The organism is Paractinoplanes ferrugineus (assembly GCF_016862195.1).
Classification (GTDB): domain Bacteria; phylum Actinomycetota; class Actinomycetes; order Mycobacteriales; family Micromonosporaceae; genus Actinoplanes; species Actinoplanes ferrugineus.
On the sequence record NZ_BOMM01000052.1, the window covers coordinates 168227 to 193629 of the forward strand.

Here is a 25403-nt window from a genome sequence, read left to right on the forward strand (position 1 = left end):
TGAGGTCGTCGCGCGGTGTCCGGTGGCTTGCGCACTGGTGGCTGCCAACTGGTGTGCGAAGATCCCCGGGTAGGCGCGGACATAGTCCACCGAGCGGCAGAACGAGTAGCCCGGCGGTTCGCACCGTCTGGGGGAGACGCTTCAACGAAAGGCATGCAAGTAGTGATCAGGTCGGTCGTTTTCGATGTCGGCGAAACGTTGATTGACGACACCAGAGAGTTCAACGCCTGGGCCGACTGGATCGGTGTACCTCCGCATACCCTCTCCGCCCTGATCGGGATCGTCGTTGCGCAAGGACGTGACAATGCTGAAGCGTTCCAGTACGTGCAGCCGGGTTTTGACCTCATCGCCGAGCGCGAGCGTCGCGAACAGGCCGGCGTTGGCGAACAGATCGACGAACACGACCTCTACCCCGACGTCCGTCCGGCTTTGACCGAGCTGCGCCGGCGCGGCGTGTGGGTCGGCGTCGCCGGTAACCAGACTGTGCGGGCTGCCCAGCTCCTGCGGGGACTGGAACTGCCGGTCGATGATCTGGCTACGTCGGGTGAATGGGGTGTAGCCAAGCCTGCGGCTGGTTTTTTCAAGCGGGTAGTCGAGTTCGCCCAAGGCGACGCGCACGAGATCGTCTACGTCGGTGACCATCGCGACTACGACGTGAAGGCCGCCCGCGACGCCGGCCTACAGGCCGCGCTGATCAAGCGCGGACCTTGGGGTCGGCTGTGGGCCGACGACCCGACCGTGAACGAGAGCGCAACATGGGTGATCGACTCGCTGGCCGAACTCCCCGATCTGGTCAGGCCACCGCTCAGCTGATCTCAGCGGATATGCGGGTCCATCGGGCGAACTCCAGGACTTGCGGAGTCACCGCACGCTTGTCGAGCAGGCGGGTTACCACTTCGCGCACCTGTGGATGAAACCGGGTGTGCTCAGGCGCGACCGCCCGTGCCTGGAACAAGGCGATGACGGCCGCGTTGACTTTGTCGAGCTGTGCCTGGGCACGCGCGACGTCGATGTAGAAGTGTGAGCGGCGCTCGGCCGACAACTTCTCGGATGGGTCCCAGTCGCGTGACACACGCAGGGCGGTGTCCGGGTCATTTGTGTCTACGGCAAGGGTCACTTCGTGGATGCGCACCGATGAGGGGCCGAAGGCGGTGCCGTTGTACTCGCCTTCGGTTACCCGGGTCGCCCACTGCGCTGCCTCGGCCAAGTGATCACGGGCATGCTCGAGCTGCCGCGCCTGGCCGGCGAGAACGCCGGCTCGCATATGCAAGGAGCCGTACGCGGCGCTGCTGGCGGCGTCCGTGTCTGGATCGAGCCGCTCCGCTGCGCGCTCCAGCAGGGTTCGGCCGAGGTCCGGTCGACCGTTGGCGAAGAACAACTCGCCGCGTACGTACGAGGCAGTGGCCAGAACTACCTCATTCCCGGACTGACGTGCGGCCTCGGTCATCATGCCGATGAGCCGGGCGGACAGGTCGTAGCGGCCGGACTTGTCGGCTAGCGCGTCGGCCGCCCGGTAGGTCTGGGCCAGCAAGGCGGCCACCACGACTCGGCGCTGCCCTTGCCAGAACGAGTATGCGCGATGCAGGTCATCAAGCAGATCCGAAAGCACCGCGCACAGACGCATGTAGTTCGACGCCAGTCGCAGTCGCGTCACCCCTGCGACGTCTGCCGTCAAGTCTGCGACGGGACGCAGCGGACCGTCGGGTGGTAGGTCGGCGGTGTCCAAGGCCGCCCTGATGGCAATGAGCCCGGCAGCCGGCAGCTCCAACGAAGCCCCAGCGGCGAGCGCTTCCCCACATTCACGTTGGTCATCGATCGGCGCGGGATGCGGCGACGCCAGCGTGTCGTCGCCCTCGGTGCGGGATCGGATGGCCTGGAGGGGCTGGGTGCTGTGCATCTGGTCGGTTGGTCGGATCCTGCGGTTCATCAGGCCAATTTCCGCATCCGTTCTCACGTTCAAGATCGTGCGGTAAGCCTGACGCCGACACTTACGCGGCCACGACACGATTCCGCGTTCGATCTTGCCGATGTCGCTGGCGGAGACCGGCCCATCATGATCACGCGGGTCCATAACATCGTTGACCAGGTCCGCGAGTTCTTCTCGCGACATGGGGCCGTCGCCGTGGGCAGACTTCAGGCGGAGCCGGGCCGCGCGGAAGAGGTCGTTGGGATGCCGTCGCGATGAAGTCATGGCCCCTGTCATCAACACTTGGCGGAAGCGTATGAACCATGAGTGTAGGCAATCGACCCGGATTCCAAGAGCCACCAAATTCGCAGGCACGCGTGGGGGCCTACGGTGGTCACTCAACGCCCGATGTGATTCGAAAGTTACCGGCTCGGCGGCGGTACCCTACCGTCGCTGACCTGATCGCGGCTGGAGGACACCGGGGATGAGCGACAACGACGACGTGAGCAAGACTGCGCTGACCAGCTTTCGAAGCGCCGATGGCCTGCTGCTGCGCGGCTCCTTTGACTCGCCAGGGACACGCCTAACCTCCAGCATCGTGCTGGTCCACGGTGGCGGTGCCACCCGGGAGGAAGGCGGCTTTTTCACCCGGCTGGCGGGAGGTCTCGCTGAGCGCGGGGTGGCGTCGCTGCGGTTCGACCTGCGTGGCCACGGAGAAAGCGCAGGCCGGCAGGAGGATCTAACGCTGTCGGGTGTCGTGAACGACATCCACGCGGCGGTTACGGAGCTACGTCGCCTCGCTGGGGACGTTCCGGTGAACGTTCTGGGTGCCAGTTTCGGCGGCGGAATCTGCGCCTACTTCACGGCGCACTACCCAGACGACGTCGCAAAGCTCGTCCTGATCAACCCCCTCATCAACTACAAGAAGCGCTTCGTCGACGACAAGCCCTACTGGTCGAACGACCAGATCGACGAGGTTGCCGGCCTCGAGCTCAGTCAGAACGGCTTCCTGGCCCACTCGCCCACCTTCAAGCTCGGGCGCCCCCTCCTCAACGAGGTCTTCTACCTACGACCAGACCAGGCACTCGGACAAATCCTCGCCCCCACGTTGGTGTTGCACGGTACCGCCGATACGTTCATCCCAGTGGAGAGCTCCCGCGAACACGTCACGAGGATCCCCGCCGATACCCGGCTGATCGAGGTCGATGGGGCACAGCACGGCATCGCTGTCCACGATGACCCGGGATACTCGGATCCGCAGACGCAGGCGTGGCAGGCGGCGGCCATCCAAGACATCGCTGATTGGGTGGTATGAACACGGTGTTGGTGTACAACACGGTGTTGGTGTAGTCGCGGAGCAAGTTATTGCTGACTCGCTCTCGGAACTTGCCATGTTGGAGCGTGCCCAATTTCTGGTCCCGCCCCACACGGCGGCTACCCGCCGTCCCGATGGAGACTCGGCCGTGCCACTGCCTCCCACGACTGCGCAGTAAGCTGATGTGACGCCTTCCGAGGTTCCTCGATGTTGGGTCGACGCGGTCCAGGCCGTAGCCGCGGTCGAAGGCCGCGGTCACATCTCTTCTGGCGACGATTCGTGAACGCGGCCTCGATTGTGACGTGACGGTGGCCTACAGTGAACGTCACCCAGCGGCGCCAACCGCCACGGCAGCAGAGCGCGGGAGATGTGATGGCGAATCCTCGGTTGACGCCGAATAAGCTGTTCAAGGATGCCCGGGTACGTCTGTTTGGCAGTCGTGAAGCACTCGCAGACGCCGCGAACGCCCATCTCGGCGCGGCGTTCATTCTCAATGCAAACGATATTGGAAAGATTGAGCGTGGTGTGGTCACATGCCCTCGGCCACCTAGAAGAGCCGCTCTGCGGTTGGTTCTGCATGCCAACTCAGACGCCGAGCTGGGTTTCTCCGGCAAACAGTCTCCGACCTTACCCGCCGACGAGAACGTACCATTAGAAGACTCGGCGGCGGCCACAGCTTCTGCGGGCAGGCTTCCGGTAATGCGTCGCAACGCGATCAGCGCGGCTCGGGATGCCGACGAGCGGATTGAGGCCAGAACGTCGCTCGAAAGCGCGTTGGATCCGCTGGAACGGTTAGCGGAATTAACCGACTCGACAGTTACCGACCAAAGGTTGGAAAACGTTGATCGTATGCTCCGCGGATTTATCGAGGAATATGAGACGGCCGGACCGCATGATGTTATCCCACGCGTTCGTCGTCAACTCTCCTGGACCAACGCCGCCCTTTCTGGCTACGAACGTCCACGTCACATAGAGTCACTTTACAGGCAAAGCGCGCGGCTGACGGGAATGCTTGCGTACATGGCAGTGAATCTGAGGAGGTTCGCGTTAGCCCGCGCTTACTGTGTTGAGTCGTTCGGCTTGGCCGAGTTCATTGGAGATATGGACTTGCAGGCTTGGGTCCGCGGGACCGAGAGCTTCTGCGCATATTATGAGGGCGATTTTAAGCGAGCGTATGAACTGGCCGTTGATGGCGAAAAATACGCTCGGCAAGGTCCACAGTCAATCCGGCTGATTATCAACGGTAAGGCTCGGGCTCTGGCGAAACTTGGTGATACACACGAGACCCGGCGCGCCATTGACAAGGCGTTCGCGATTGCCACCAGCCATGGCATCAAGCGCGGCATGTCGCCGTGCCTTTCCTTCGACGCGTATAGCGATGCGCGAACTATGGCTAATGCTGTGACTGCTTATTCCTCGCTTGGTCTGCCAGTGGAGGTGAACGAACTTCTAGTGGAACTTGCGCCAACGGTTGACGCATCGGACTCAGTTTGGAGTAGGTCACTTGTTCGCTTAGATCGCGCGAAGGTTCTACTGGCTGCCGCAGCCCCAGAGCCAGAAGAGGCGACTATTCTTGCAGCGCAAGCTCTGGATATCTCTGCGGAACGTCCCATAGCGTCTGTACTGATTCGGGCGCGTGAGATTCTCGCCGGTGCGGAGCCATGGCGAGATCTTGATACGGTCCGTCAGCTCGGGGAGACGCTCAAAGAATGCGAGGCTCGATGAAGACTCACCCGAGCCGTTACGACGATGATTGGTCGCGATTCAGCTCGTTGTCACGGATGGTCAATCACTGGGATAGACCTGGATGGACATCGGGAAGATCTGCCTACTATTGGTATATGACGTTTGACTCGCCATCCCTGGTGGGACTTGCGACCGAATGCCAATCGAAGTTTGTTCCAGATGACTTTGATATCGTCGAGGCTGACTGGCTGCACCTGTCAGTGATAAAGCTGGCATGGTCGGATGAAACAGCGATGGGCGAGGTTTCTCAAGTCGTCCGTCGTGCGCGTTCCGCATGTGAAGTTGTTGAGCCCTTCTCGCTCGATGTGGGTCCATTGGCTGGCTCGGCTGGCGCGATTCGATTCAGTGTCACGCCTTGGGAGCCGGTCGTGGACCTGAGAGTTCGGCTCGGCAACGCAAACTTGCCGCGTCTGGAACCGACCTCAACGAGCCCGTTCCTGCCGCACATTACTATCGCGTACAGTAATCAGGTTAGGGCCGCTGGTCCGGTAATTGCCGGTGTCGCCGAGGCGAAAAATGTCCCGCAGGTGCGGGTCAACATCGGCGACGTTGCTCTCGTAGAGGTGCGACGCCATGGTCACTCTTACAAATGGAACACGGTTGAGCGCATCCCTCTGGCAGGCAACGGTTAAGGGATGCATCAGTAACAGCAGTGCAGGTCGACTATTGATTTTGCATCATTCTTATGAATGACTGGACCTCGGCTCGCTGCCGCCACGGGCTGAGTACGGTGCCCAACCGCGTCAGTTCCCGCACGGTTCGGGTCGAGCCGGCCGCGATCGCCCCAGGCATGATGGCCATGCCCACCGACGCCGCCTCGACGGGGCGCGCTGCTGATACTAACGCTTGTGCATGGAGCGCGGAGAAGTAGGCATAATCGCGAGTAGAGAACGTGGTGGGCTTCAGGGCGGCTTCGTAGATTGCGGCGGCTTCCTCGGGCCGACCAGACTCGCCGTAGCAGATCGCGGTCTGCACCCTGAACAGCACGGCGTCGTAGTGTGCGGCCAGCGGGGTCTTATCTGCAGGTCCTTGCTCGAGCAGGTCGCGTGCTCTTTTGAGGGTGTCGTCGACGTCGGTGCGGCTCGACTGAAGCATGGCCAGGCCGCGGGCCTGCTGTTGTACGGCCTCGGCCATGACGCGGGCGGGTAACTGCCAAGGGCCGTCTTGGACGGCTTCAGCAAGACCAAGCATCCGGGTGGCATCGCGGGCGTCCCATGCCGATTGGCTCTTCTTGATCAGGATGTACCCGGGCATGGCGTAGTCGGCGGCTTCCATGGCCCACTCGGATGCCCGGTCGCGCCAGTAATCGGCGGCTGCCGGATGTCCGGCGTCGCGGTAAAGCCAGCCGGTGAATTCCGCAGCTCGGGCGCCGACGCGAAGCAGCGGCCGGCGCACGGCCCATTTGACCGATCGCGCGTTGCGCTGAACGATCGCCAAGATTCCCAGGGCGCCGGGTAGGGCGTAACGGGGCCCGTGGAGGCCGTCGTCAACGGCGCACCGGGTTAGCTCGTCGTCCAGAAAGCCGATGAGGGTCTCGTCGAGGTATCGGCGCGCGTCGCGGGCGACGGCGTCGATGCGGTCGAGGTCGTCGAGCGTCAGTGCCGGCGCGGTGATACCGAGGCCCGATCCGGGCTTCACCGTTATCGCGGGGTCTTCGATTGACTGATCGACCCGTACGGGTAAACGTGGCGCAGGGCTGGAGCGCTCAACGGTGGCTCCGGCCCCTGCGAGTGGCAAGGCGCCGGGTATCGCGTCGGTCGGCCTGATTCTCCGGTTGACCAAGCCGATCTCAGCATCCGTCTCCACCTTCAAGATGGTGCGAAGAGCCTGGCGTCGGTATTTCCGCGGGTAGGAGACGAGACCGCGTTCGAGTTTGCCAATGTCGTTGGCGGTGACAGGACCGTCTTGATCGCGTGGGTCCATGATGCTGTTGGCGAGGTCTGCCAGCTCTTCCCGCGACATCGGGCCGTCGCCCGTGGTCGACTCAAGACGCAGTCGTGCCGCGCGGAGCAGCAGGTTGGGCGGCCGTCGCGACGAGGTCATGGCTCCTGTGATCACCACCGGGCGAAGTCTTGTGAGACCTGAGTGTAAGGGCGTCTCTCAATATCCGGGAACAGGGCTCACTGGGAGTTGCGTGGAGCTAGCCCGTCGTCATGACAGCCGTGGCCCAGCGGTGGCACGCGAGCGCATAGCGCTCTTAGGCATCGCGTCGAGTTGTGGAAGCCGTGACTCGGCTAAATGAGCCGTAACGCCGAGGGATGGCTGGCGGAGCAAGAGATAGCCCTGCCTGGATTTATGCAGGTCAGGGCAACTAATTCCCGTTCAGATTCCCCTTAGATTCCCGTCTTTCTGGCCTTCCGCGAGACATCGCCATGCGTGACTGTGAGGTAACACAGTGAAGGGTTCTTGAGTCGAGGCCGGAACGTGGGCAGTCGAACCCACGGCGTGCTCGCCGCGCTAGCGGTGCCACTTTGGATCGGAGAACTCGATGAACACCGATGCCCAGACCGCAGCCGACGCGACACCGGACGATGAGGGATACGGAAGCAATGCGCCCGCTGATGGCGCAGCCGCAGGCGCCGGTGCCGGCGGCGTCTTACCTGGTCCAGCCTCAATAGCCCCACAACTCCGGGGGCGCCACGTCCGTGCTGATAGTGCACATTGCAAGCGCGGTCCGGCTGCTCCGATGCTGGTCGTGGGCAGTGTCTCCTCCGACGATCTGACGCCACCGATCGGGAACAGCGTTCACACCATCGGGGGAGCTGGCCTGTACGCCGCACTCGGTGCCGCCGCCGTCTGCGACCGGCCGGTCATATTGGCTGGTGCCGTAGGCAGGGACATCGCCGTTGCCGCCACCGATTGTCTGCGCCAGCGCTCGGTCCACCCGGTGTTAGAGGCCGTCACCGGGCCGGGGCTGCGGTTCGCGATCCGCTACGACAGCGCGTGGAGGGCTCACTACACCGTCGACGGTGCGGCGGCAGAGGCGGCCATCACCTACCCGATGGTGAGCAGCGGATGCCCGCACCCGGCCGCAGTCCACCTTTGCCCAACCGGCCCACCGGAGATCCAACTAGAAATGGCTACCGCGCTGCGCGCCGAGCACGGCGAACAGCTGCCGGTGTCCGCCACCACCTTCGCCGCCCGGATCCGCAGCGACCGCCCTAGGGTGCTCGCCCTTTGGAGTTTGGTTGACGTGCTGATCTGCGACGTGCAGGACCTGCTGCTGCTTGCCCAGCATCATGACCTGCGCAAGGCGCTGGAATGGGCCATACAGATCACCGGCCGGCGCGCCACCTGCGTGACCGACGCCGCCCGTGGCGCTTACCTGATCTCCGACGGCACCGTCATCAAAATCCCTGCCTACCCGAGCGTCACGATCGACCCGACCGGAGCCGGAGAAAGCTTCGCGGGAGCGCTGGCCGCCGCCCAGCTGGCCGGGCACGGTCTGATCGCGGCGTCAGCGATCGCGGCGGCTGTCGCCTCGCTGACGGTGGAGAGCTTCGGAGTGGCTCGCCTCGCACAGGCGGATCCTGCCGAGATCGCCCGTCGTGCCACGGCGTTGGCCGGCGCCGCTTCAGACGGACGCGGCCATGATTTCTGATGGCCTTCTGGTCGCCGTGGAAGGGATCGACCGCAGCGGCAAGACCACCCTGGTCGCCGCGTTGACGGCCGCGCTGACGGCCGCCGGCATCGATGCGGTGGCGCGGTCCGAGCCCAGCCGCGGTCCGATCGGCGCGTTCTTCCGGAGCATCACCGTCGACACGTCCTTGCCGGCGACCGCCGCGGCGCTACTGTCAGCGGCCGACCGCCACGAGCAGCAAAGCGCGCTGCATATGCAGCTCACCAGGCATCGCGTGGTGCTCTCCGACCGGTACTACCTGTCAGGGCTCGCCTACCACCTGGCCGAGGGCATCGATCCCGCCTTCTACCGCAGCCTCAACGAAGGTATCCGCCGGCCCGACCTGTATCTGCACCTTGCCGTCGCGCCCGCGATCGCAGCGAACCGAGGCGAACCTCTGCAGGGCAGGTGGGAGCAGCCCACCTTCACCGCGACCCTCCCCGCTGCCTATGAACGGTGCATCGCACTGCTCAGCGAGAGCGAGGCAGCCCGATTCATCGACATCGACGCCGCCCAACCGTCAGCACACGTTCTCGGCGCAGCCATCGCCGCCGTCGAAGCTCTCGCCGTGGAAAGGAACCCGACACCGTGACATCCCTGACCCTCCAGCCTCGCCGATGCGAAGTCCTGGTCATCGGCTCCGGGCCCGCCGGATTGTTCGCCGCCGATCAGCTCCTTCAAGCGGGCATCAAGGACGTCGTGCTGGTGGAGAAAGGCCAGCCGATGCCGTCGCGGATCTGCCCGCCCGGGCCTGGATGCGACTGCAAGGTCTGTGACGTGCTCGACGGGGAGGGCGGTGCCGGGTCCTTCTCCGATGGCAAGATCACCCTGTCCGGGACTCGCGGCACGCACGGCCAGGAGCTCTTCACTGAAGACCAGGTCCGGCTGCTCGCGGTGGTGGATGCCGCTGTGCGGCGCTTTGTTCCCGACGGCGTCGACTACCCACCCGTCACCGTGCTCGACGCCCTGGCCGGCCACGACCAGGCAGGACTGAGGTTCGAAAGCTACCCGCTGCTGCACGTCGGCTCCGACGGCGTACGGCTCTTCGGCGAGCGCTTCGCCACCGACCTGCGCGAGCGAGGCGTCACGTTCCTCACCGGCACCGAAGCCACCGAACTGGTGATCAGCGGCGATCGCGTCAGCGGAGCCGTGCTGCGCTCTCGCCGGTCCCGGCAGAGCTCGGCCATCGAGGCCGGCGCCGTGGTACTCGCCGCGGGCATGACCGGCACCCCGTGGCTGGAAGAGCAACTACGCGCCGCCGGCGTCACCCTGGAGACGGGTCCAGCGGATATCGGTATCCGACTGGAGACGACCGCGGCGGCGCTGGCACCGTTCATTGACCAGTTCTACGACTTCAAGGTCGCCCACACAAGCTCGGCGGGGATCATCGTGCGCAGCTTCTGTGTCAACGGCAACGGCTTCATCGTCAACGAATTCCACCGACCACTCGGGATTCGGGCGGTCAACGGCCACAGCTTCCTCAACCGTGCCAGCGGCCAGTCAAACCTGGCCATCCTGGCCACGATTGACGAATCGTTCACGGCCGACCCCAAGGCCTACGTACGCCAGCTCGCCCGCGACATCACCGCTGGCACCGGCGGCTACCCGGTCGTCCAGCCGCTACGAGAGTTCCTGCCCGACCTGTCCGGCGCGGCTGTCGCCCAGGGCGTCACGGCCACCAACCCCAAGACCCGCCCCGCCGCGCTGGACCAGCTTTTGCCGGCGGTGCTGCACGACGCGTTCGCCGGCTACATCCGCGCCCTGGGTGCCGTCCTGCCGCCGGTGCTCAGCCCCGACAGCCTCGTGTACGCACCCGAGATCAAGTATTACAACTACCGCGTTCCGATCGACACCGCGACGTGGGAGAGCAACGACATCGAGCGCCTGTTCGTTGTCGGAAACGCGGCTGGCTACACCGCCAGTCTGTCGGCGGCTGCTTTGTCCGGCATCATCGCCGGCCGGGCCATCGCCGCTTCTCTGCCCACGTCCCCGAGGTGACCGTGACTTCTGCAGCAATGATCCTGGCCTTCGACGTCGTCCCCGACCTGGAGGCGACCATGGACATTCAGATCCCCGCCCTGGCCTGGCAGCCTGCCGGCCTCGGCCGGTGGGAACGCACCTACTACCCCCAGGGTGAACCGGTCGTCGTGCAGGTCGAACGCGACCACCAGCGCCTGCTCTTCTCCTATCAGGCCAGCCCCGACGACGCCCGACTGATCGGCGATGCGCTGACCGCGGCATTCCCCGCCGACAAGCAGATCGACAACCTCGACCTCGACGGCCATCCTGTCCTGACTAGCCTCCGCGCCCGCTACAGCGGGGTCATCGTCATGACCACCCCGGCGTTCGAAGCGCTCGTGTTGACCGTCCTATCGCAGAACAGGTCCGGTGACACCGTCCGGCAGGTCTTCCCGAAACTGGCCGCCGCCTGCCACGGCATCACCGCCGAGCGTATCGCCGCGATACCCGTCGCCGAACTGGCCGACCTGATCCGCTCCGCCGGCCCGTACAAGGCAGCCCGACTGTCCGAGGCCGCGGCCACCATCGCGACGCTCGGCGACGCCGCCTTCGAGCAGATCGTCCGTCAGCCCGCACCGCAAGCCCTGACCTACCTGGAAGCGCTGCCCGGGGTAGCGCACAAGACCGCCGCCTGCGTGCTCGTCTTCTCAGGCGCCACCACCGGAACCCTGCCGGTGGACACCCACTTGTTCCGAGTCGTCGATCGCCTCGGCCTGGCCACCCACGACGGCCGCAACAGCAAGAGCGTCGCCGCGAAACTCATCAGCACCCTGCTGGAATACGGCCCCGACGTGGCCCCGGCCCACTTCATCTTCCTGCTCGTCGGCCGCACCACCTGCACCGCCGGCACCCCGAACTGCGCTGACTGCTTCCTCGCCGAGGAATGCGGTTACGCCATCGCCCGCATCGAGGAGGCATCACGATGATCAACCTCGCCGTCATCGCCAGCGTCCCGCACCTGCACGACCTGTCTGCGCTCGGCTCCATCGACATGGCGCTGACCCACCTGGTCCTGACCAACGACGACTACGCCGACTATTTCCTCGCGCGGTCACGGGCTGGGGTGCGGATCGTGCTCGACAACAGCGCCTACGAACTGGAAGCCGACACCGGCAAGGGTCTGAACGCCGGTGCCGTCCTCGCCGCAGCCGAGCGGATCGCCGCCACGGTGGTCATCTGTCAGGACGTCCTGTACGACGGCGCCGCCACCGTCGCCACCACCCGCTCCTTCCTGACCGAGGCAGCGGGCACACCGTACGAACTGATGGCGGTACCGCAGGGCCGTACCCGGGCCGAGTGGCTGGACTGCTATCGGCGCCTGGTCCAGATCCCCGGGGTGACCATGATCGGGCTCAGCAAGCTGTCCGTTCCACTCAGCTTCAACGCACCGGTCGCCGAGAGCCGCCTCGACTGCGTCAAAATCCTTTTACAGACGGGGGTTCCGTTACCGCTGCACCTGCTCGGCGGTGACCGGTCGCTGCCCTGGGAACTGGCCGAACACCGCCACCGCGGCCATGACTCCGCCGTGGTCAGCAACGACTCATCTTTCGCGTTCTGGTATCCAGCCACCGGTACACCCGTCGACGCAGGCGAAGGCCGGGCCGAGCGCGAAGCACCCGGAAAGCCGGACCTGATCTCGACCACCTTGAGCAGCGACGCCCTGGCGTTGGCCGCAGCCAACATTCGTATGCTGCGCGCCGCGGCCGGACTCAACACCGACGACCCGAACCACCGCGAGCGGCAGGCCGCGTGATGCCGACCTCGACATTCATCCAGATCGGTGCGCAGGTGGACGGACTGCACCACTGGCCCGGCGCCGCCGCACCCGAGGAATACCTCGGCACACCACATCGCCACCTGTTCGTCGTCACGGTGGAGCTGCAGGTCTTTCACGATGATCGCGAAATCGAGATCAACGCCGCAGCCCGATGGTTGACCGCATTGCTGCCCACCTTGGCCGACACGCCACCAACGGGTGACGGTCCGATCGATTACGGGCCGCAAAGCTGCGAACGGCTCGCCGCCCGCGTCGCTGAGGCATTGAAACAACGCCACGGCGCCAACCGGGACATCACCGTGACCGTTCTGGAAGACGGGCTGCTCGGCGCCGGGCTCACCTGGAAACCGGTTCCGGAGACGAGCCTATGACCTGGCCGCTAAGCGAACACCGTGCGCCCTGCCGTAGGGATGCTCAGCATGGCGATGCCGTCACGCTCGAGCAGCTCATCGATCTCCGCCTGATCGAACTGGGCGACGCCCGCATCGTTAAGGATCCGCATGACCGTCGGGTGGGGACGCACGACCGCGGGGTCACCCTGCATGATCTCGCCGACCCCCTCGTCGGTGGTGGTCCGTGCGGGGAGCTCCACCGGGCTATCGGCCAGGAACGCAAACATGATCACGTGGTAGGGGCCGTTGCGCGCTTGCCCGCGCATCTCGTACACGCCGGTCATGGTCACCTTGTCGATCCGGCACCCGGATTCCTCCAAGGTCTCGCGCCGCGCAGCGTCCGGCAGCGACTCCCCGAACTCGACCTGCCCGCCCGGCAACAGCCAATGTCCGGCGTAGGGGCCTCGCTCCTGATGGACGAACGTGATCGTCGCATCCGCGCCCGGCACGATCGCCAAAGCAGCTGTCCGCACCTTGTCGTAACCACTCACCGGCTCTATCGCCTCCACGCTGCGCGGCCCCGCCAAGACGCCGCTGCCTTACCGATCGGCCACTCTGCCGGTCGGCCCACGGCACGGTACACCCGCCGGCCCGCGCAGTCAGAAACCCGCTCGCAGGCCGGGCGACACACCACCCCAACGGTGGACGGCGCTGACCTCCGCCAGGCCGGGCCAGCCGCTGCTGTCGGCCTCCACCCAGCAAGGCCAGCGCCGTTCCCCTCGAGGACGACGTCCAGATGACCGCGGATTCACGACGGTGATGCGCCGTGCCAGCGACTTGGCCGCGTCACCGCTCCCTGCGCAACTGAGGCGGCTGATAGAGCCTCATCCCCGTCATCGGGCACTACACGCCCAGTGCAACCAGATCGAAGGGCGAGCGCATGAAAGCCATCATCGCTGTCGGCGGCATCGGCAGCAGATTCTTCCCCATCGGGAAATCCGTCAGCAAAGCCATGATGCCTATCTTGAACAGGCCGGTCGTCGCCTACGCAATCGCCGACTGCATAGCCGCCGGCGCCCACGAGATCGCGTTCGCCCCCACTCCGGGCGAGACCAGTAGACAGGTACAGCACTATCTCACCGAAGACCACGACCTGAAGGCGTTCTTCACCGCCCGAGGCTGGGACGCGAAATACGCCCCGCTCGCCGACCTGCACCACCAGGCCGAATTCACCTTTCTCGAACAGCCCCGCGACGGCCGCTACGGAACCGCGCTGCCCGTGATGCTCGCCGCCGAATTCATCGCTGACGACGACTTCCTCCTCACCGCGAGCGACGACCTGCTGCTCCGCACCGACGCAGGATCCGACCTCGCCGACCTCGCCGCCGCCCGGGCAGCCGCAGCGACACCCGGCGCGCTCGCCGCCGCCACCGTTCCGGGCGCGGACGCCCACCGGTACGGCGTCCTGAAGCCACGCCCCACCACCCACGGCCACCAGCTCCTCGACCAGCTGGTCGAGAAGCCCGACACCTACGATCAGCCCACCGCCTACATCAACATCAGCCGAACCCTTCTCCCCGCCTCGGCGCTGGACTACTTCCTGAAGCTGAAACCGGCGGCGAACGGCGAATACCAGGCCACCGACGCCATCGATGCGTTCGCCCGCGACCATGACGTGCTGATACACCAGGTCACCGGGCAATACCACGACTGCGGCAGTCCTGCCGGCTGGCTCGCGGCCAACAACTCCGCAGCCCAGGCCCAAGGACTCAACCTGGCACCGACACCCCAGTAACTACACAAATGCCGCCCGGCCTGGCGTGCACCCGGGCCGACACCAGGACCTTCACCGGCGACTCGAATCCGTGCAACGTCGAGTTCGCATCCCGGCGGCGAAAGCGCGTCGAACCGGGTTGGGCTGATGTCGCAACGCAGCGGACCACCCCCACGATCATCGGCCCGAAACCTTCGCACTGCCCACCGCGCTGAACCTTGAGAGGAAGCACATGCAGAACCAGCACCTCCCGACTGTCGGCGTCGTCGGACTCGGCTACGTCGGGCTCACCCTCACCGCCGCGCTCGCCGACAAGGGTTACACCGTGCACGGCGCCGACATTTCACCCACCGTCATCGCCGCCTTGTCGCAGGGCCGCTCGTACATCTTCGAACCCGGCGTCGATGACGCGCTGCGGACCCACGTCGGCCGAGGCATTCACGTCGGCACCAACCTCCCGCAAGACACCGTCGACGTGGCGGTGATAAGCGTGTCCACCCCGGTCGACGACACCACCCACCGTCCGTACCTGGACAACCTCACCGCTGCTGCCCGCACGATCGGCGCCACCTGCCGGCCCGGCACCCTCGTCGTGGTTCGCAGCACTGTCCCGGTCGGCACCAGTCGCCGCCTGGTCCTTCCAGAGCTGCGCGCCGCCTGGGGCGACCAGGTCCGGTTGGTGATGGCACCCGAGCGCACCATCCAGGGTCAGGCACTGCGCGAGCTGGTCGAGCTGCCCCAAGTGATCGGCGGGCTCGACGAACAGAGTCTCCGGCTCGGCATCGCGTTCTTCGACGGCTTGGCCAGGACCGTCGTGCCGGTCTCCAGCATGGAGACCGCGGAGATGGTCAAGCTGTCCAACAACTGCCACACCGACCTGATCTACGCGTTTGGCGCCGAGATCGCGCTGATCGCCGAGCAGAACGGCCTTGACCCCCTGGAGGTCATTCGCGCAGCCAACGTCGACTACCCGCGGCCCGATCTGTCCAAGCCCGGATACGTCGGCGGGGGCTGCCTCTCAAAAGACCCCTACATCATGATCAACAGCGCGGGCACCTACGAACCGTTCCTGGTCGGGCGGGCCCGGGAACTCAACGAGCATCTCCCCGCGCACGTCGCAGACACGATCGTCCGGATGCTCCGCGAGGCCCGCGGCGAGACCCGAGGTCTGCGGCTGGCGGTGCTCGGGTGGGCGTATAAGGGCTGGCCGCCCACCGACGACATGCGCGGCGCCGCGATCGAGATCATGATGCCGATCTTCGCGGCCGCCGGCATTACGGTCCTCGGCCACGACCCCATGGTCCCCGCCGACGTCATCCGCAACTACGGCGGCGAACCAGTCAGCCTCGACAAGGCGCTCACCGACACGGACGCCGTCCTGGTCACCAACGACCATCCCGACTACCGCGCCATCGACATCACCACGATGCTCGGCGACGCCCGGCCCGCCTTGATCTACGACTCCTGGCGCAACCTGAACGCGGACACGATCACCGGACTCGGCATCCGCTACGCAGGACTCGGCTACGTGCCGGCGGCAACTGCATGACGAGCGTGCCGATGGCCGCCGTCGACTTCAGTGGCCTACGAACTAGCGACGCAACTGTCCGCTGACGATCTGTGAGCCCAGCCCGCCATGACGGCGGACGTCGAGAACGACAGGAACGCCAGCCCTGCGTGCTGGCCCAGCAGCGCCAGGAGGCAGCCAAACTCCCCGGTATCGAGCGACCGTCCCGATCTACATACGAGGCGCAGACGCAGCTTCAACGCGGGTCGTGCAGGTCGCGGGGATTGATTCCCCTCGAAATTCCCCTTGAATTCCCCAGCGGGTGGTCTTCCCCGACGAAACACGATGCGTGACTGTGGAGTGACACAGTGAAGGCTTCGAAATCGGGTCAAGGCGGGAACTGCCGAGCCCAATACATGCCCGCCGCGTTGACGGTTCCACCTATATCGGGAGGGGTCAATGAAGGCCAATACTGAGACCGCAGTCGAGGCGCCGCCGAACCTAGCGAGCCGCGAGCGCACCGAGCCTCCGGACAGTGCCCGGGCCGGCACGGCGGCGCTGGCGATGCCTGGCGCTGGTCTAGCTACCACGCCACTCGAGGTAGAGGACACTCTTGCCGCCAAGGCGGCGGCGCAGATGTTCGCCGCGCTCGGCGTCGATCTTGACCGGGAGCACCGCCTGGCTACGCCGCAGCGGTTCATCCGCGCATTGAGAGAGATGCTCACACCGCCACGGTTCGACCCGACGTCGTTCGAGAACGCTGACGGCTACGACGAGTTCGTCGTCGTGGAGGCGGTGCCGTTTTTCAGCCTCTGCGAGCATCACGTCCTGCCGTTCGTCGGCACGGCCACCATCGCTTACCTGCCGGACGCCCGGATCGTCGGGCTGTCCAAGATGGCGTGGGTGGTCCAGTTGTTCGCCCGGCAGTTGCAGGTGCAAGAGCGGATGACCGGGCAGATCGCCGACTGGATCGGCGAGCACCTGCAACCACGGGGCGTCGGGGTGCAACTGCGCGCGGAACACCTCTGCATGAGCCTGCGGGGAGCGCGCGCCACCGGAGCGGTCACCACAACGACGGCGCGACGCGGCGCACTCCTCGACGACCCCGAACGGCGCGACGAATGGCTGCGATTCCTGGCAGCCACCCGCTGAGGGTCGGGCGATCCGTTCTTCTCTGCGGTGAAAGGAAACCACAGTGGGACACACGATCGGCAAGAGCTTCACCTTCGAGGCAAGCCACCAGTTGCCTGGTCTGCCGGAAGGCCACAAGTGCGGGCGCTTGCACGGCCACAACTACTCCATCGAGGTCACGCTGGCCGCTGACGGACTCGTCGAGCCGGGATTTGTCACCGACTTCGGCGACCTGGCACCGTTCAAGAGCTACCTGGAGGAAACGTTCGACCACCGTCATCTGAACGACGCCATGGTGACGGCGCCGACCAGCGAGAACCTTGCCGAATGCCTGGCAGGATGGTTCATCAGCAATGTTGAGCCTGAGATCCCGGGCACTCTGGTCGCCGTCCGGGTCAGCGAGACGCCGTCGTCGTGGGCCGAATATCGGCCGGGTCGAGAATCATGACCACCTCCACGCCCGGCCAATCGCGCGTGCTCCAGGTCGCCGAACTGTTCGGCCCGACGTTTCAGGGCGAGGGTCCTTCCTGTGGACAGCGTGCGCTTTTCGTACGCCTCTCCGGCTGCAACCTCGACTGCGGCTGGTGCGACACCCCGTACACCTGGGACTGGGAACGCTTCAGCCGCGACAAGCAGACCGTTGACATGCCCCTTGCCGCAATCGCCTCCTGGGCGGCCGGCCTTGACACAGACCTGATAGTCATCACCGGCGGCGAACCCATGATCCAACATCGGCGCCTGCGGGAACTAGCGGCCGAACTGGTTGCCGGCGGGCACCGCGTTGAGCTGGAGACCAACGGCACCATTGCGCCGGACGCAGCGCTGCTCGAAGTGATCAGCGCCTTCAATGTGTCACCGAAGCTGAACGGATCCGGTATCCCTGAGCAACGCCGGTTGCGCCGCCAAGCGCTGGCTGCCTTTCGTGACTGCGGCAAGGCCGAGTTCAAATTCGTCATCACCGGCCCGGCCGATATCGAGGAGCTGGTACAGCTACAAACCGAGCTGTCCCTGCAGCGGGTATGGGTCATGCCGGAGGGCACCACCGAGGCGTCAGTCCTCGCCGGCCTGCGAGAGCTCGCCGAGCCGGCCCTGACCCACGGCTGGAACCTCACCAGCCGTCTACACGTGCTGCTGTGGGGTGATGAACGTGGCCGCTGACGTGCCCCCGATCATTCTGCCCTGGCACGACCTGGCCGCGACGATCAAGGAAATCGCCGCGAAGGTACGCGACGACGGCAGCCCCGACGTGGTGGTGGGCATCCTGCGCGGAGGAATGGTTCCCGCAACCGTGTTCGCGCACGCCCTTGCCGTGCGCACCGTCCGCGCCGTAGAGGTCCTGCACACCACCAGCGACACCCTGAACGCCGCCAAGACCGAAGCGCCGCAGGTAGCGAACCCCGCCAGCCTCGGCGATCTCGCCGGCCGCGACGTCCTCGTCGTCGACGACATCGCCGGCTCCGGCGGCACGATGGCCTACTCAACAAAGCTGGTTACCCAAGCCGGCGCCACCCGCGTCCGCAGCGCTGTCTGCATCGTCAATGCCGGCAACTGGCAAGGCCCGCAGACTCCCGAAGAGACGCTGACCTACATCGGCACCACCGTCGAAGGATGGGTGATCTTCCCGTGGGAAAATCAATGACCACCGCCATCACCTCGGCCCCCGAGGGGGACGGCGCACTCAGTACAACCCGACCGGGCACCCCGATGATCGGCCCGTACTCGATCAACCAGATGGACGACTTCTACACCGCCATCCCCACGGGCGAAGTCAAACCATCGGGCATCATGAACCTGGCCCAGCGGCTCTACATCGCCGAGCGCTGCCCAGCCGGGGCCAAGGTGGTCGACATCTGCTGCGGCCGAGGGCTGCAACTGCCGACGCTCTACCGGTACGCGCCCGGGTTGCAGCAGTACGTCGGGCTGGACCTGGCGGCCGGCAACATCGCCGAGGCTCGCGCTCGCATCGCGCACCTCGATGCTCACTACGGGCTGCAGCGGTTCCCGATCGAGTTCGTCGAGTGCGACGTCTCTGATCCGTGGCCTACTGCTGCGGTAGGTGACGGTTTCGACGTCGCCGTCTACACCTCCGCGCTGGAGCACCTGCCGCGGGAACTGGCGATCGCCAGCCTCCAGCATGCCGCGGCGGCGCTGCGACCTGGCGGAGTCCTCTACCTGTCGACCCCGGAGACGCCCGGCCTGGCGCCGCGGCCGCTGCAATACCGGGTGCACGTCTACGAATGGAACAGTGCCGAACTCGAGCCGATCCTGGCCGAGTGCGGGCTGGTAGTGCAGGAGAAGGTCGGCCTGCTGCCCCCGTCGCCCGACGAGACATCCGCAGCGCTGGCTGAGGAATTCGGTGAGGGCGCCCGAACGTGGTACCAGCGGCTCCGCGAAACCGTGTCACCTGCGCTGCTGGACACGGTAGCTGCTGCCGCAGTCCCGCGGGCGGCGACGGAAATGCTGTACGTATGCCGGCGCCCGGCCTGAACCGCTGAAGGGCATGGATGCGGGTTCGGGGCGCTCAACGACGTCGGAAAGACCTACCCGAATAGCAGGTCGCCACCCCCGCCGGTTGACGACTACCGCCGTGAGACTGCACCACGTCGACCACCTCCATCACACCCGCGGCGAACCGCATTGCTAGCCGATGGCACGTCATCGACCGGGACGGCCGGTCCGCCGAGGACTTCCTCGACGCACTGGAGACGCTGTGGCGTCTCGCTGAAGGAGAACCGAGTGTCATGACCGGAATTTCCCTGCTGTGGGCGCTGCGCTCACCCTGCAATCTGGGCTGCAGCTACTGCTACTTCGGCACCATCGAAGAACACCGTGACACCCCGCCGGACCAGGTCGGTGTGCTCTCGCACCTGGCGCGGACCGACCTCACTCTGGCCGACATCGCAGCGTTCGTGCAGACCCTGCGTGAATCCCGCGTTGAACGGGTCTTCCTGGCAGGCGGCGAGCCGCTGATTTGGCCCCCGATCATGGACGTGGTGTCGGCGATCAAGGACACCGGTGTGCAGGTGGTGCTCTGCACCAACGGCATCCCGCTCAACCGGCCACACCTGGTCGACCGCATACTCGCGCTCGGCGTCGACGGGGTCTCGGTGTCGCTCGACTCCGCCGACGCCGGATACAACGACACCTGGCGGCCGGCCCGCAACCGCGTCGACGGTCATGCCAGCGTGCTGTCCGGGTTGCGAGCGCTGCTCGCGGCCCGAGGCAGCGGCGTCGCCCCTCGGGTGGGCCTTTACACGGTGATCACCCGGCTCAACACCTCGGCCATCGTTTCCGTCGGTGCCCTCGCCGCCGAGCTGGGCTGCGACTACTTCGTGCCCCAGCCGATCTCGCTGGAACCAGATCATCCGCTGTACGCCAAGCTGTCGCTGACCGCTGACGACGCACCCGATGTGGCCCGGCAGCTGGGCGATCTCTACCGCGAACCACCAGTCGCGCTTCCGGCGTCCGGCTATGCCGGACAGTTCCTCGAGACGATCAGCACCCGGGCGCCCGGCAACGTCGCGGGCTGCTTCGGCGGCACCGACCTGTTCTTCATCGAACCGGACGGCAGCGTCTGGGACTGCCCCTCCGGCCTCAAGATCCAGGCAACGCCGCCCGAACGGCACCGCAACATCCGTAGCGCCACCGCCGAGACACTGTTCGGCAGGGGCGGGACCTGCGCGGACTGCGCGCTGTACTCCCGCGACTGCGTCAACATGTGGCCCCTGACCGACTTCGGGCGGTTCCTCACTCCTGCCGGCACACCGTCATGACCGAGCTCTCGGCACTGGACGCGCAGTTGGCGGACCTGCTCGCCACGATGCCGGACCCGACGGCGACCACATACGTCAACGACTTGGAGGACGGACTCGCTAACCAGTTCGGCGCCCGCCACGCCATCGTGGTGTCCTCCGGCACCGCCGCACTGCACACCGCGCTGGTCGTCGCGGGCATCGGGCCCGGTGACGAGGTACTCGTACCGGCCCTGTCAGTGATCATGTCGATCGCACCGATCATCCACGCCGGCGCATGCCCGGTATTCGTCGACTGCAACCCGGACGGCACCGACTTCGACTACACCGACCTGACCGCCAAAACGAGCCTGGCCACCAAGGCCGTCCTCCCGGTACACCTGTGGGGGCGCACCGGCGACCCGGCCAGACTCGGCCGCTGGGCCGACGAACACCAGCTGCTCGTGATCGAGGACGCATGCCAAGCCCAAGGCAGCCACACCGATGGCCGCTTCGCCGGCACCCACGGCGCGATCGGCTGCTTCAGCATGAAGGACGGCAAGCTGCTGTGGTGCGGCGAGGGCGGCTATCTGCTCACCGACGACGACGCCTACGCCGCCGCCGCCCGTTCCTACCGCTCGCACGGCCTACCACCTCCACCGGACGGCTTCCCGCCTCGGGTCGCGCACAACTACCGGCTCGCCGAACCCCTCGCGCTGATCGCCGGGCACAACCTGACCCGCTTTGACGATTTCCTCAACCGCCGGCAACGCCAAGCAGCGCGTTTGGGCAAGCTGCTGGCCGACACACCCGGCCTTCACCTGCCAGCCGCGCCGTCCGGGCAGCGGTGGAACGGCTACAGCTTCCTCGCCACCGTGACCCTGCCCCAAACCCGCGCATTCTGCGAGCACCTGGCCAACCTCGGAGTCCCCAACAGCGTCGGCAGCTTCCGCCTGGTGCCGGCGGACCGGCGCCACGAACTCGCTGCCTGGGCAGGCCCCGGCTGCCGCAACGCCACCGCAGTCATCGACCGGACCCTCGCCGTGATCCTCACCGACCGAGACGACGAGCACCGCCTCAACGGCTACGCCCAGATCATCGATCGAGAGGCACGCGCATGGCGTCCGCACAACTGACCGACGACAGCGACGATTCGTTGCCCGGCCACAGTGGCGGCGAGCCTGCCGATGACGGTTTCGACGACCTGCGGGACATGCTCGGCGTCGCGAGCATCAGTGATCGTCTGCGAAACCACCTGAACACGGACGCCGCCAGACTCGGCGACGACCCGGACGCGTCCCAGGTCCCGCCTACCGAGTACCCGGCCCGTCCGAGGCTGGCGTGACCGCCGCTACGCAAGCCGGTGCTCCGCTGTGGGTGAGCATCGAGGGGATCAACGGCGTCGGCAAGACCAGCGCAGCCCGCGCAACAGCCGCCGCGCTCGGGACGCGCGGCGTTCTGCTCGACGAGCTCACCGACCAGGCGAACGACACGCTGCCCGGGAAGGTGATTGCCGCCTTGAGCGGCAACGGCGATCTGTTCCTGCGCACCGGCCACCCCGTCGTGGAGACGCTCGCCCTGCTCGCCCTGCAGGTACGCAAGTCTGAGCGCCTGGCCGGGCGGGACCTGACCGGCGTCGACGTGATCATCGAGGACCGAGGTATGGACTCCGTCGCGGTGTACCAGGCCGCCATCTTGTGCGCCGAGCACCCGCGGCAGCCAGCGCAGGAGTTGGCGCGTCGCATCCTGTCCGATGCCCATCGATGGTGCGGCCTTCCCGACGCGACGGTGCTCCTCACCGGCGACCCCGCCGTGTGCACGCAGCGCTTCGCCAACCGGATCGGGCGTCGAATCGCGCCAGCCGACGTTGCGCTGATTGAAGAGATCGACCGGCTGTACCGCGCGATAGCCGTGGACAACCCCGAGCGCTTCGTCCTCCTCGATGTCGCCGACCTCTCGCCCCAGGAAACCGCCGAAGCCCTCGGGCGGACCGTGAACGCGCTGATGGATCGGCAGGCCACCCCTGTCATGAAGGGAAAGGCCGCATGACACCCGTCCTGGAACACCCCTGCTGCACCCGGGGTCCGCTGATCTCCATCGAAGGCGTCACCGGGGTCGGCAAGACCTACCTGACCCGGCGCGCCCTGGAACTGCTCGACAGCAAGCTGCTGCTGCTCGACGAGTTCTCCGCGCGGACCACCATGCACTCGGACCTGGGAGCGGCGCTGCTGCGCTGCCTGCGCGACGCCAGCGCGGGCGACCCCTTCCTCCGCGGCGGCGCCCCCATGGCCGAGGCACTGATCCTGATGGCCATCAAACGCCACGACCTGGACTCCGTCGTCCCCGACCTGGCCAGAGGACATGCCGTCCTCGAGGGCCGCGGCGTCGACAGCACCGCCGTCTGCCAGGCCGCGCTACTACACCCCGACGACCCGGACGCCGCCCTCGCCACGGCAACCGCTCTGCTGGACCTGGCAGGCTCCTACCGTCCCCTGCCGGACCGCACGATCCTCGTCACCGATGACGCCAACCGGGCCATCGAGCGAGCGCAGCAGCGCGACCGGTGCATCTTCACCGACGAGCAGAGCACCTTCATGCGCGCGGTATCCACTCTGTTCGAGCGGGTCGCCGCGAGCGATCCGGCACGCTACCGGGTCGTGGACAGGCGCACCGTCGGCGAGCACGAGGCGGCCGGCCTCATCGAAGGCTGGGTCCGCAGCGCTGGAGCAGACCTCGGATGCGTGCGCGAACCCTGGCAGGATCCGCCGGCCCCGTGCATGTACTGCGGCCTGCCATCGAAGGCGGTCGTGGCATGAGTCTAGCGGCCGGCTCTGCCACCCGTCAGTGCCCGAGCGCCACCGGGAGCTGCGTGCCGCCGATAGCGGATGATATCGACGCCCTGGTCTTCGACTTCGACGGCACTCTCGCCGATACCACGGGCATCCACGAACAGGCACTACGGGCGGCGCTGCACCCGTATGGCCTCGACGTGGACGCCTCTTGGTACCGACAGCACGTCGGACTGTCCATCACAGACCTGCTCGCCGAACTCCCGGGCGGCCGGGACCTGCCCCACCACGAGATCATGCGGCACAGCCGCACCCACCTGCTGGCCGCCATGAACACGATCGCCCCGGTCGCCTGCGTCGTAGACCTCGTACGTGCCGCCCGCGCCGCACGGCTGCCCTGCGCCGTGGCGTCGAACGCCAGCCACCTCCTCGTGCAGCCCGGCATCGATGCTCTCGGCCTGCGCAATGAATTCGCCGTTGTCGTGGCACGGGAGGACGCCACCCGCGGCAAGCCGGCCCCCGACCTGTTCACCACCGCTGCCAGCCGGCTCGGCGTGCCGCCTCAGCGTTGCCTGGCCATCGACGACGCCCCTGCCGGAATCACCGCGGCGCGAGCCGCCGGCATGCGCGTACTCACGGTCACCAGCGGTGGTCACCTGGCATCCGCGGACGAAGCGAGAGAGAACACCGAGCGGCCCGACGGATCGGAGGAGCGTCATGCCCGTCCTGCACTCGACCAAAAACGTTGAGGTCGTCGAACCTGCTACCACGACGCGAGGGGGCGTCGGAGTTTTCGAGTACACCGACAACTACACCGTCTTCCACTACGGCCGGATGCCGGACCCGATCCCCGGCAAGGGCGAAGCGACCTGCCGCATGGCCGTCTTCAACTTCCGGATGCTGGAAGCGGCCGGCGTGAACACCCACTTCCGGCGGTTCATCGCCCCGAACCGCATCGAGTTCGACCTCGCGCGGATACCTGAGACGGGCGCCGTGCCGACCACCCGGGCGACGGGGAACGTCTTGGTCCCCGTGCAGGTCCTTTTCCGCAACGAGCTCCCGCAGGGCAGCTCGGTTCATCGCCGACTCGCCAGCGGCGCGCTGACCCTGACCGAAGCCGGTCTCGCCCACGTTCCCGAGGTCGGTGAGCAACTGCAACAGCCGCTGATCGAATACGCGACCATGGTCGAGCCGGTCAACCGGTTCATCGGCCGTTCCGAGGCCCAGCACCTGTCGGGTCTGGGCGATGAGCAGGTCCAGTCGATGTGCGATGTCGCGGTCCGGGTCAACGAGGTCCTGAGCCGGCACGCCGCCAAGATCGGGTTGATCCTCAGCGACGGCAAAGCCGAGTTCCTGCTGTCGAGCGATGGTCACGTGGTGCTGGCCGACAGCCCTGGCACACCCGACGAGTGCCGCCTGTTGTTCAAGGGCGTGCACTGCGGCAAGCAGGTCCTTCGCAACTGGTACGTGAACAACGGCCTCGAGGTGCCCACCTCCCGTTTGATCACCGAGGGCGTGCCCAGAGACCAGTGGCCCACGCCGGCGCGGCTCCCCGCAGAGTTTCTGCCGGTGATGTCGGACCTGTACCGCTCACTGAGCGAGGCGTGGATAGGTGAGCGGCTGTGGAACGCGCCAAGTCTGGGCGACGCCACCCGCACGGTCACCGAGGTCATCGGCAGGTGATCAGGCATCGACGCGGCAGCTGGTCCGAGAGAGCCCGCCGCGCAGCTCACGCGATCGTTAGCCGAGGTGTGGAA

The 25403-nt window shown here is 66.3% G+C and carries 27 protein-coding genes; 24 read left to right on the plus strand and 3 right to left on the minus strand.

What is annotated here, in order from left to right; translation table 11 throughout:
• Positions 1-162 precede the first annotated feature (162 nt).
• Positions 163-813, plus strand: a complete 651-nt coding sequence (locus tag Afe05nite_RS30165; RefSeq protein ID WP_203820700.1) for an HAD family hydrolase — start codon at positions 163-165, stop codon at positions 811-813.
• Here the strand turns inward: Afe05nite_RS30165 and Afe05nite_RS30170 are convergent.
• A complete protein-coding gene (locus Afe05nite_RS30170; RefSeq protein ID WP_203820629.1) occupies positions 806-2191 on the minus strand; it encodes a hypothetical protein in 1386 nt (461 codons plus the stop codon). The two genes, Afe05nite_RS30165 and Afe05nite_RS30170, sit on opposite strands and share 8 nt — an antisense overlap.
• Before the next feature lie 199 nt (positions 2192-2390).
• Between Afe05nite_RS30170 and Afe05nite_RS30175 the strand changes: the two genes are divergently transcribed.
• The 3 genes from Afe05nite_RS30175 (at position 2391) to Afe05nite_RS30185 (ending at position 5599) form a co-directional block, all read left to right on the plus strand.
• Positions 2391-3221: an alpha/beta hydrolase gene (locus Afe05nite_RS30175; protein WP_203820630.1), complete on the plus strand. Its 831-nt coding sequence runs from the start codon at positions 2391-2393 to the stop codon at positions 3219-3221.
• Positions 3222-3539: 318 nt separating this feature from the next.
• Positions 3540-4946 (plus strand): NsdA family TPR-like regulatory protein, encoded by a 1407-nt coding sequence (locus tag Afe05nite_RS30180; RefSeq protein ID WP_203820631.1) that lies wholly within the window; start codon positions 3540-3542, stop codon positions 4944-4946.
• A gap of 116 nt (positions 4947-5062) precedes the next feature.
• On the plus strand, positions 5063-5599 hold the full coding sequence (locus Afe05nite_RS30185) for a 2'-5' RNA ligase family protein (protein ID WP_203820632.1): 537 nt from the start codon (positions 5063-5065) through the stop codon (positions 5597-5599).
• 31 nt (positions 5600-5630) lie between these two features.
• Here the strand turns inward: Afe05nite_RS30185 and Afe05nite_RS30190 are convergent, their stop codons facing one another.
• Positions 5631-7028 (minus strand): NsdA family TPR-like regulatory protein, encoded by a 1398-nt coding sequence (locus tag Afe05nite_RS30190; RefSeq protein ID WP_203820633.1) that lies wholly within the window; start codon positions 7026-7028, stop codon positions 5631-5633.
• A gap of 625 nt (positions 7029-7653) precedes the next feature.
• Here Afe05nite_RS30190 and Afe05nite_RS30195 point away from each other — a divergent pair.
• From Afe05nite_RS30195 to Afe05nite_RS30220, 6 genes are read left to right on the plus strand one after another with little or no spacing between them, the layout of a single operon-like run.
• Positions 7654-8568, plus strand: a complete 915-nt coding sequence (locus Afe05nite_RS30195) for a PfkB family carbohydrate kinase (protein WP_203820634.1) — start codon at positions 7654-7656, stop codon at positions 8566-8568.
• Positions 8558-9178, plus strand: a complete 621-nt coding sequence (tmk, locus tag Afe05nite_RS30200) for a dTMP kinase (protein WP_203820635.1) — start codon at positions 8558-8560, stop codon at positions 9176-9178. The genes Afe05nite_RS30195 and tmk overlap by 11 nt, the downstream gene beginning before the upstream one ends.
• Positions 9175-10584, plus strand: coding sequence for an NAD(P)/FAD-dependent oxidoreductase (locus tag Afe05nite_RS30205; RefSeq protein ID WP_275407522.1), 1410 nt, complete (start codon positions 9175-9177; stop codon positions 10582-10584). Before tmk ends, Afe05nite_RS30205 begins: the two co-directional genes overlap by 4 nt.
• A gap of 2 nt (positions 10585-10586) precedes the next feature.
• Complete coding sequence (locus Afe05nite_RS30210; protein WP_203820636.1) at positions 10587-11531, plus strand: endonuclease III domain-containing protein; 945 nt, start codon at positions 10587-10589, stop codon at positions 11529-11531.
• Positions 11528-12358 (plus strand): hypothetical protein, encoded by an 831-nt coding sequence (locus tag Afe05nite_RS30215; protein WP_203820637.1) that lies wholly within the window; start codon positions 11528-11530, stop codon positions 12356-12358. The genes Afe05nite_RS30210 and Afe05nite_RS30215 overlap by 4 nt, the downstream gene beginning before the upstream one ends.
• A complete protein-coding gene (locus Afe05nite_RS30220; RefSeq protein ID WP_203820702.1) occupies positions 12358-12753 on the plus strand; it encodes a hypothetical protein in 396 nt (131 codons plus the stop codon). Before Afe05nite_RS30215 ends, Afe05nite_RS30220 begins: the two co-directional genes overlap by 1 nt.
• Before the next feature lie 8 nt (positions 12754-12761).
• Here the strand turns inward: Afe05nite_RS30220 and Afe05nite_RS30225 are convergent, their stop codons facing one another.
• Positions 12762-13265, minus strand: coding sequence for an NUDIX hydrolase (locus tag Afe05nite_RS30225; protein ID WP_203820638.1), 504 nt, complete (start codon positions 13263-13265; stop codon positions 12762-12764).
• A gap of 389 nt (positions 13266-13654) precedes the next feature.
• Between Afe05nite_RS30225 and Afe05nite_RS30230 the strand changes: the two genes are divergently transcribed.
• The 14 genes from Afe05nite_RS30230 to Afe05nite_RS30295 all read left to right on the plus strand — a co-directional run bounded on the left by Afe05nite_RS30230 (position 13655) and on the right by Afe05nite_RS30295 (position 25329).
• Positions 13655-14509, plus strand: coding sequence for a sugar phosphate nucleotidyltransferase (locus Afe05nite_RS30230; RefSeq protein ID WP_203820639.1), 855 nt, complete (start codon positions 13655-13657; stop codon positions 14507-14509).
• 211 nt (positions 14510-14720) lie between these two features.
• A complete protein-coding gene (locus Afe05nite_RS30235; RefSeq protein ID WP_203820640.1) occupies positions 14721-16037 on the plus strand; it encodes a nucleotide sugar dehydrogenase in 1317 nt (438 codons plus the stop codon).
• Positions 16038-16454: 417 nt separating this feature from the next.
• Complete coding sequence (gene folE / locus Afe05nite_RS30240; protein ID WP_239118293.1) at positions 16455-17147, plus strand: GTP cyclohydrolase I; 693 nt, start codon at positions 16455-16457, stop codon at positions 17145-17147.
• Positions 17148-17190: 43 nt separating this feature from the next.
• On the plus strand, positions 17191-17574 hold the full coding sequence (locus tag Afe05nite_RS30245; RefSeq protein WP_203820641.1) for a 6-pyruvoyl trahydropterin synthase family protein: 384 nt from the start codon (positions 17191-17193) through the stop codon (positions 17572-17574).
• Entirely contained in the window at positions 17571-18284 is a 714-nt protein-coding gene (locus Afe05nite_RS30250) for a 7-carboxy-7-deazaguanine synthase QueE (protein WP_203820642.1), read from the plus strand. Before Afe05nite_RS30245 ends, Afe05nite_RS30250 begins: the two co-directional genes overlap by 4 nt.
• A complete protein-coding gene (locus Afe05nite_RS30255) occupies positions 18274-18765 on the plus strand; it encodes a phosphoribosyltransferase (protein ID WP_239118294.1) in 492 nt (163 codons plus the stop codon). Before Afe05nite_RS30250 ends, Afe05nite_RS30255 begins: the two co-directional genes overlap by 11 nt.
• On the plus strand, positions 18762-19613 hold the full coding sequence (locus Afe05nite_RS30260; protein ID WP_203820644.1) for a class I SAM-dependent methyltransferase: 852 nt from the start codon (positions 18762-18764) through the stop codon (positions 19611-19613). The genes Afe05nite_RS30255 and Afe05nite_RS30260 overlap by 4 nt, the downstream gene beginning before the upstream one ends.
• 254 nt (positions 19614-19867) lie before the next feature.
• A complete protein-coding gene (locus Afe05nite_RS30265; RefSeq protein ID WP_203820645.1) occupies positions 19868-20899 on the plus strand; it encodes a radical SAM protein in 1032 nt (343 codons plus the stop codon).
• Positions 20896-21993 (plus strand): DegT/DnrJ/EryC1/StrS family aminotransferase, encoded by a 1098-nt coding sequence (locus tag Afe05nite_RS30270; protein WP_203820646.1) that lies wholly within the window; start codon positions 20896-20898, stop codon positions 21991-21993. Before Afe05nite_RS30265 ends, Afe05nite_RS30270 begins: the two co-directional genes overlap by 4 nt.
• A complete protein-coding gene (locus Afe05nite_RS30275) occupies positions 21975-22202 on the plus strand; it encodes a hypothetical protein (RefSeq protein ID WP_203820647.1) in 228 nt (75 codons plus the stop codon). The genes Afe05nite_RS30270 and Afe05nite_RS30275 overlap by 19 nt, the downstream gene beginning before the upstream one ends.
• Positions 22199-22906, plus strand: a complete 708-nt coding sequence (locus Afe05nite_RS30280) for a nucleoside/nucleotide kinase family protein (protein ID WP_203820648.1) — start codon at positions 22199-22201, stop codon at positions 22904-22906. Before Afe05nite_RS30275 ends, Afe05nite_RS30280 begins: the two co-directional genes overlap by 4 nt.
• Positions 22903-23673, plus strand: a complete 771-nt coding sequence (locus tag Afe05nite_RS30285) for a nucleoside/nucleotide kinase family protein (RefSeq protein ID WP_203820649.1) — start codon at positions 22903-22905, stop codon at positions 23671-23673. Before Afe05nite_RS30280 ends, Afe05nite_RS30285 begins: the two co-directional genes overlap by 4 nt.
• 53 nt (positions 23674-23726) lie before the next feature.
• Positions 23727-24395 carry an HAD family hydrolase gene (locus Afe05nite_RS30290; protein WP_203820650.1) on the plus strand — a complete coding sequence of 223 codons (669 nt, stop codon included), beginning with the start codon at positions 23727-23729 and terminating at the stop codon, positions 24393-24395.
• Positions 24364-25329, plus strand: a complete 966-nt coding sequence (locus Afe05nite_RS30295; protein WP_203820651.1) for a phosphoribosylaminoimidazolesuccinocarboxamide synthase — start codon at positions 24364-24366, stop codon at positions 25327-25329. The genes Afe05nite_RS30290 and Afe05nite_RS30295 overlap by 32 nt, the downstream gene beginning before the upstream one ends.
• Positions 25330-25403: the final 74 nt, after the last annotated feature.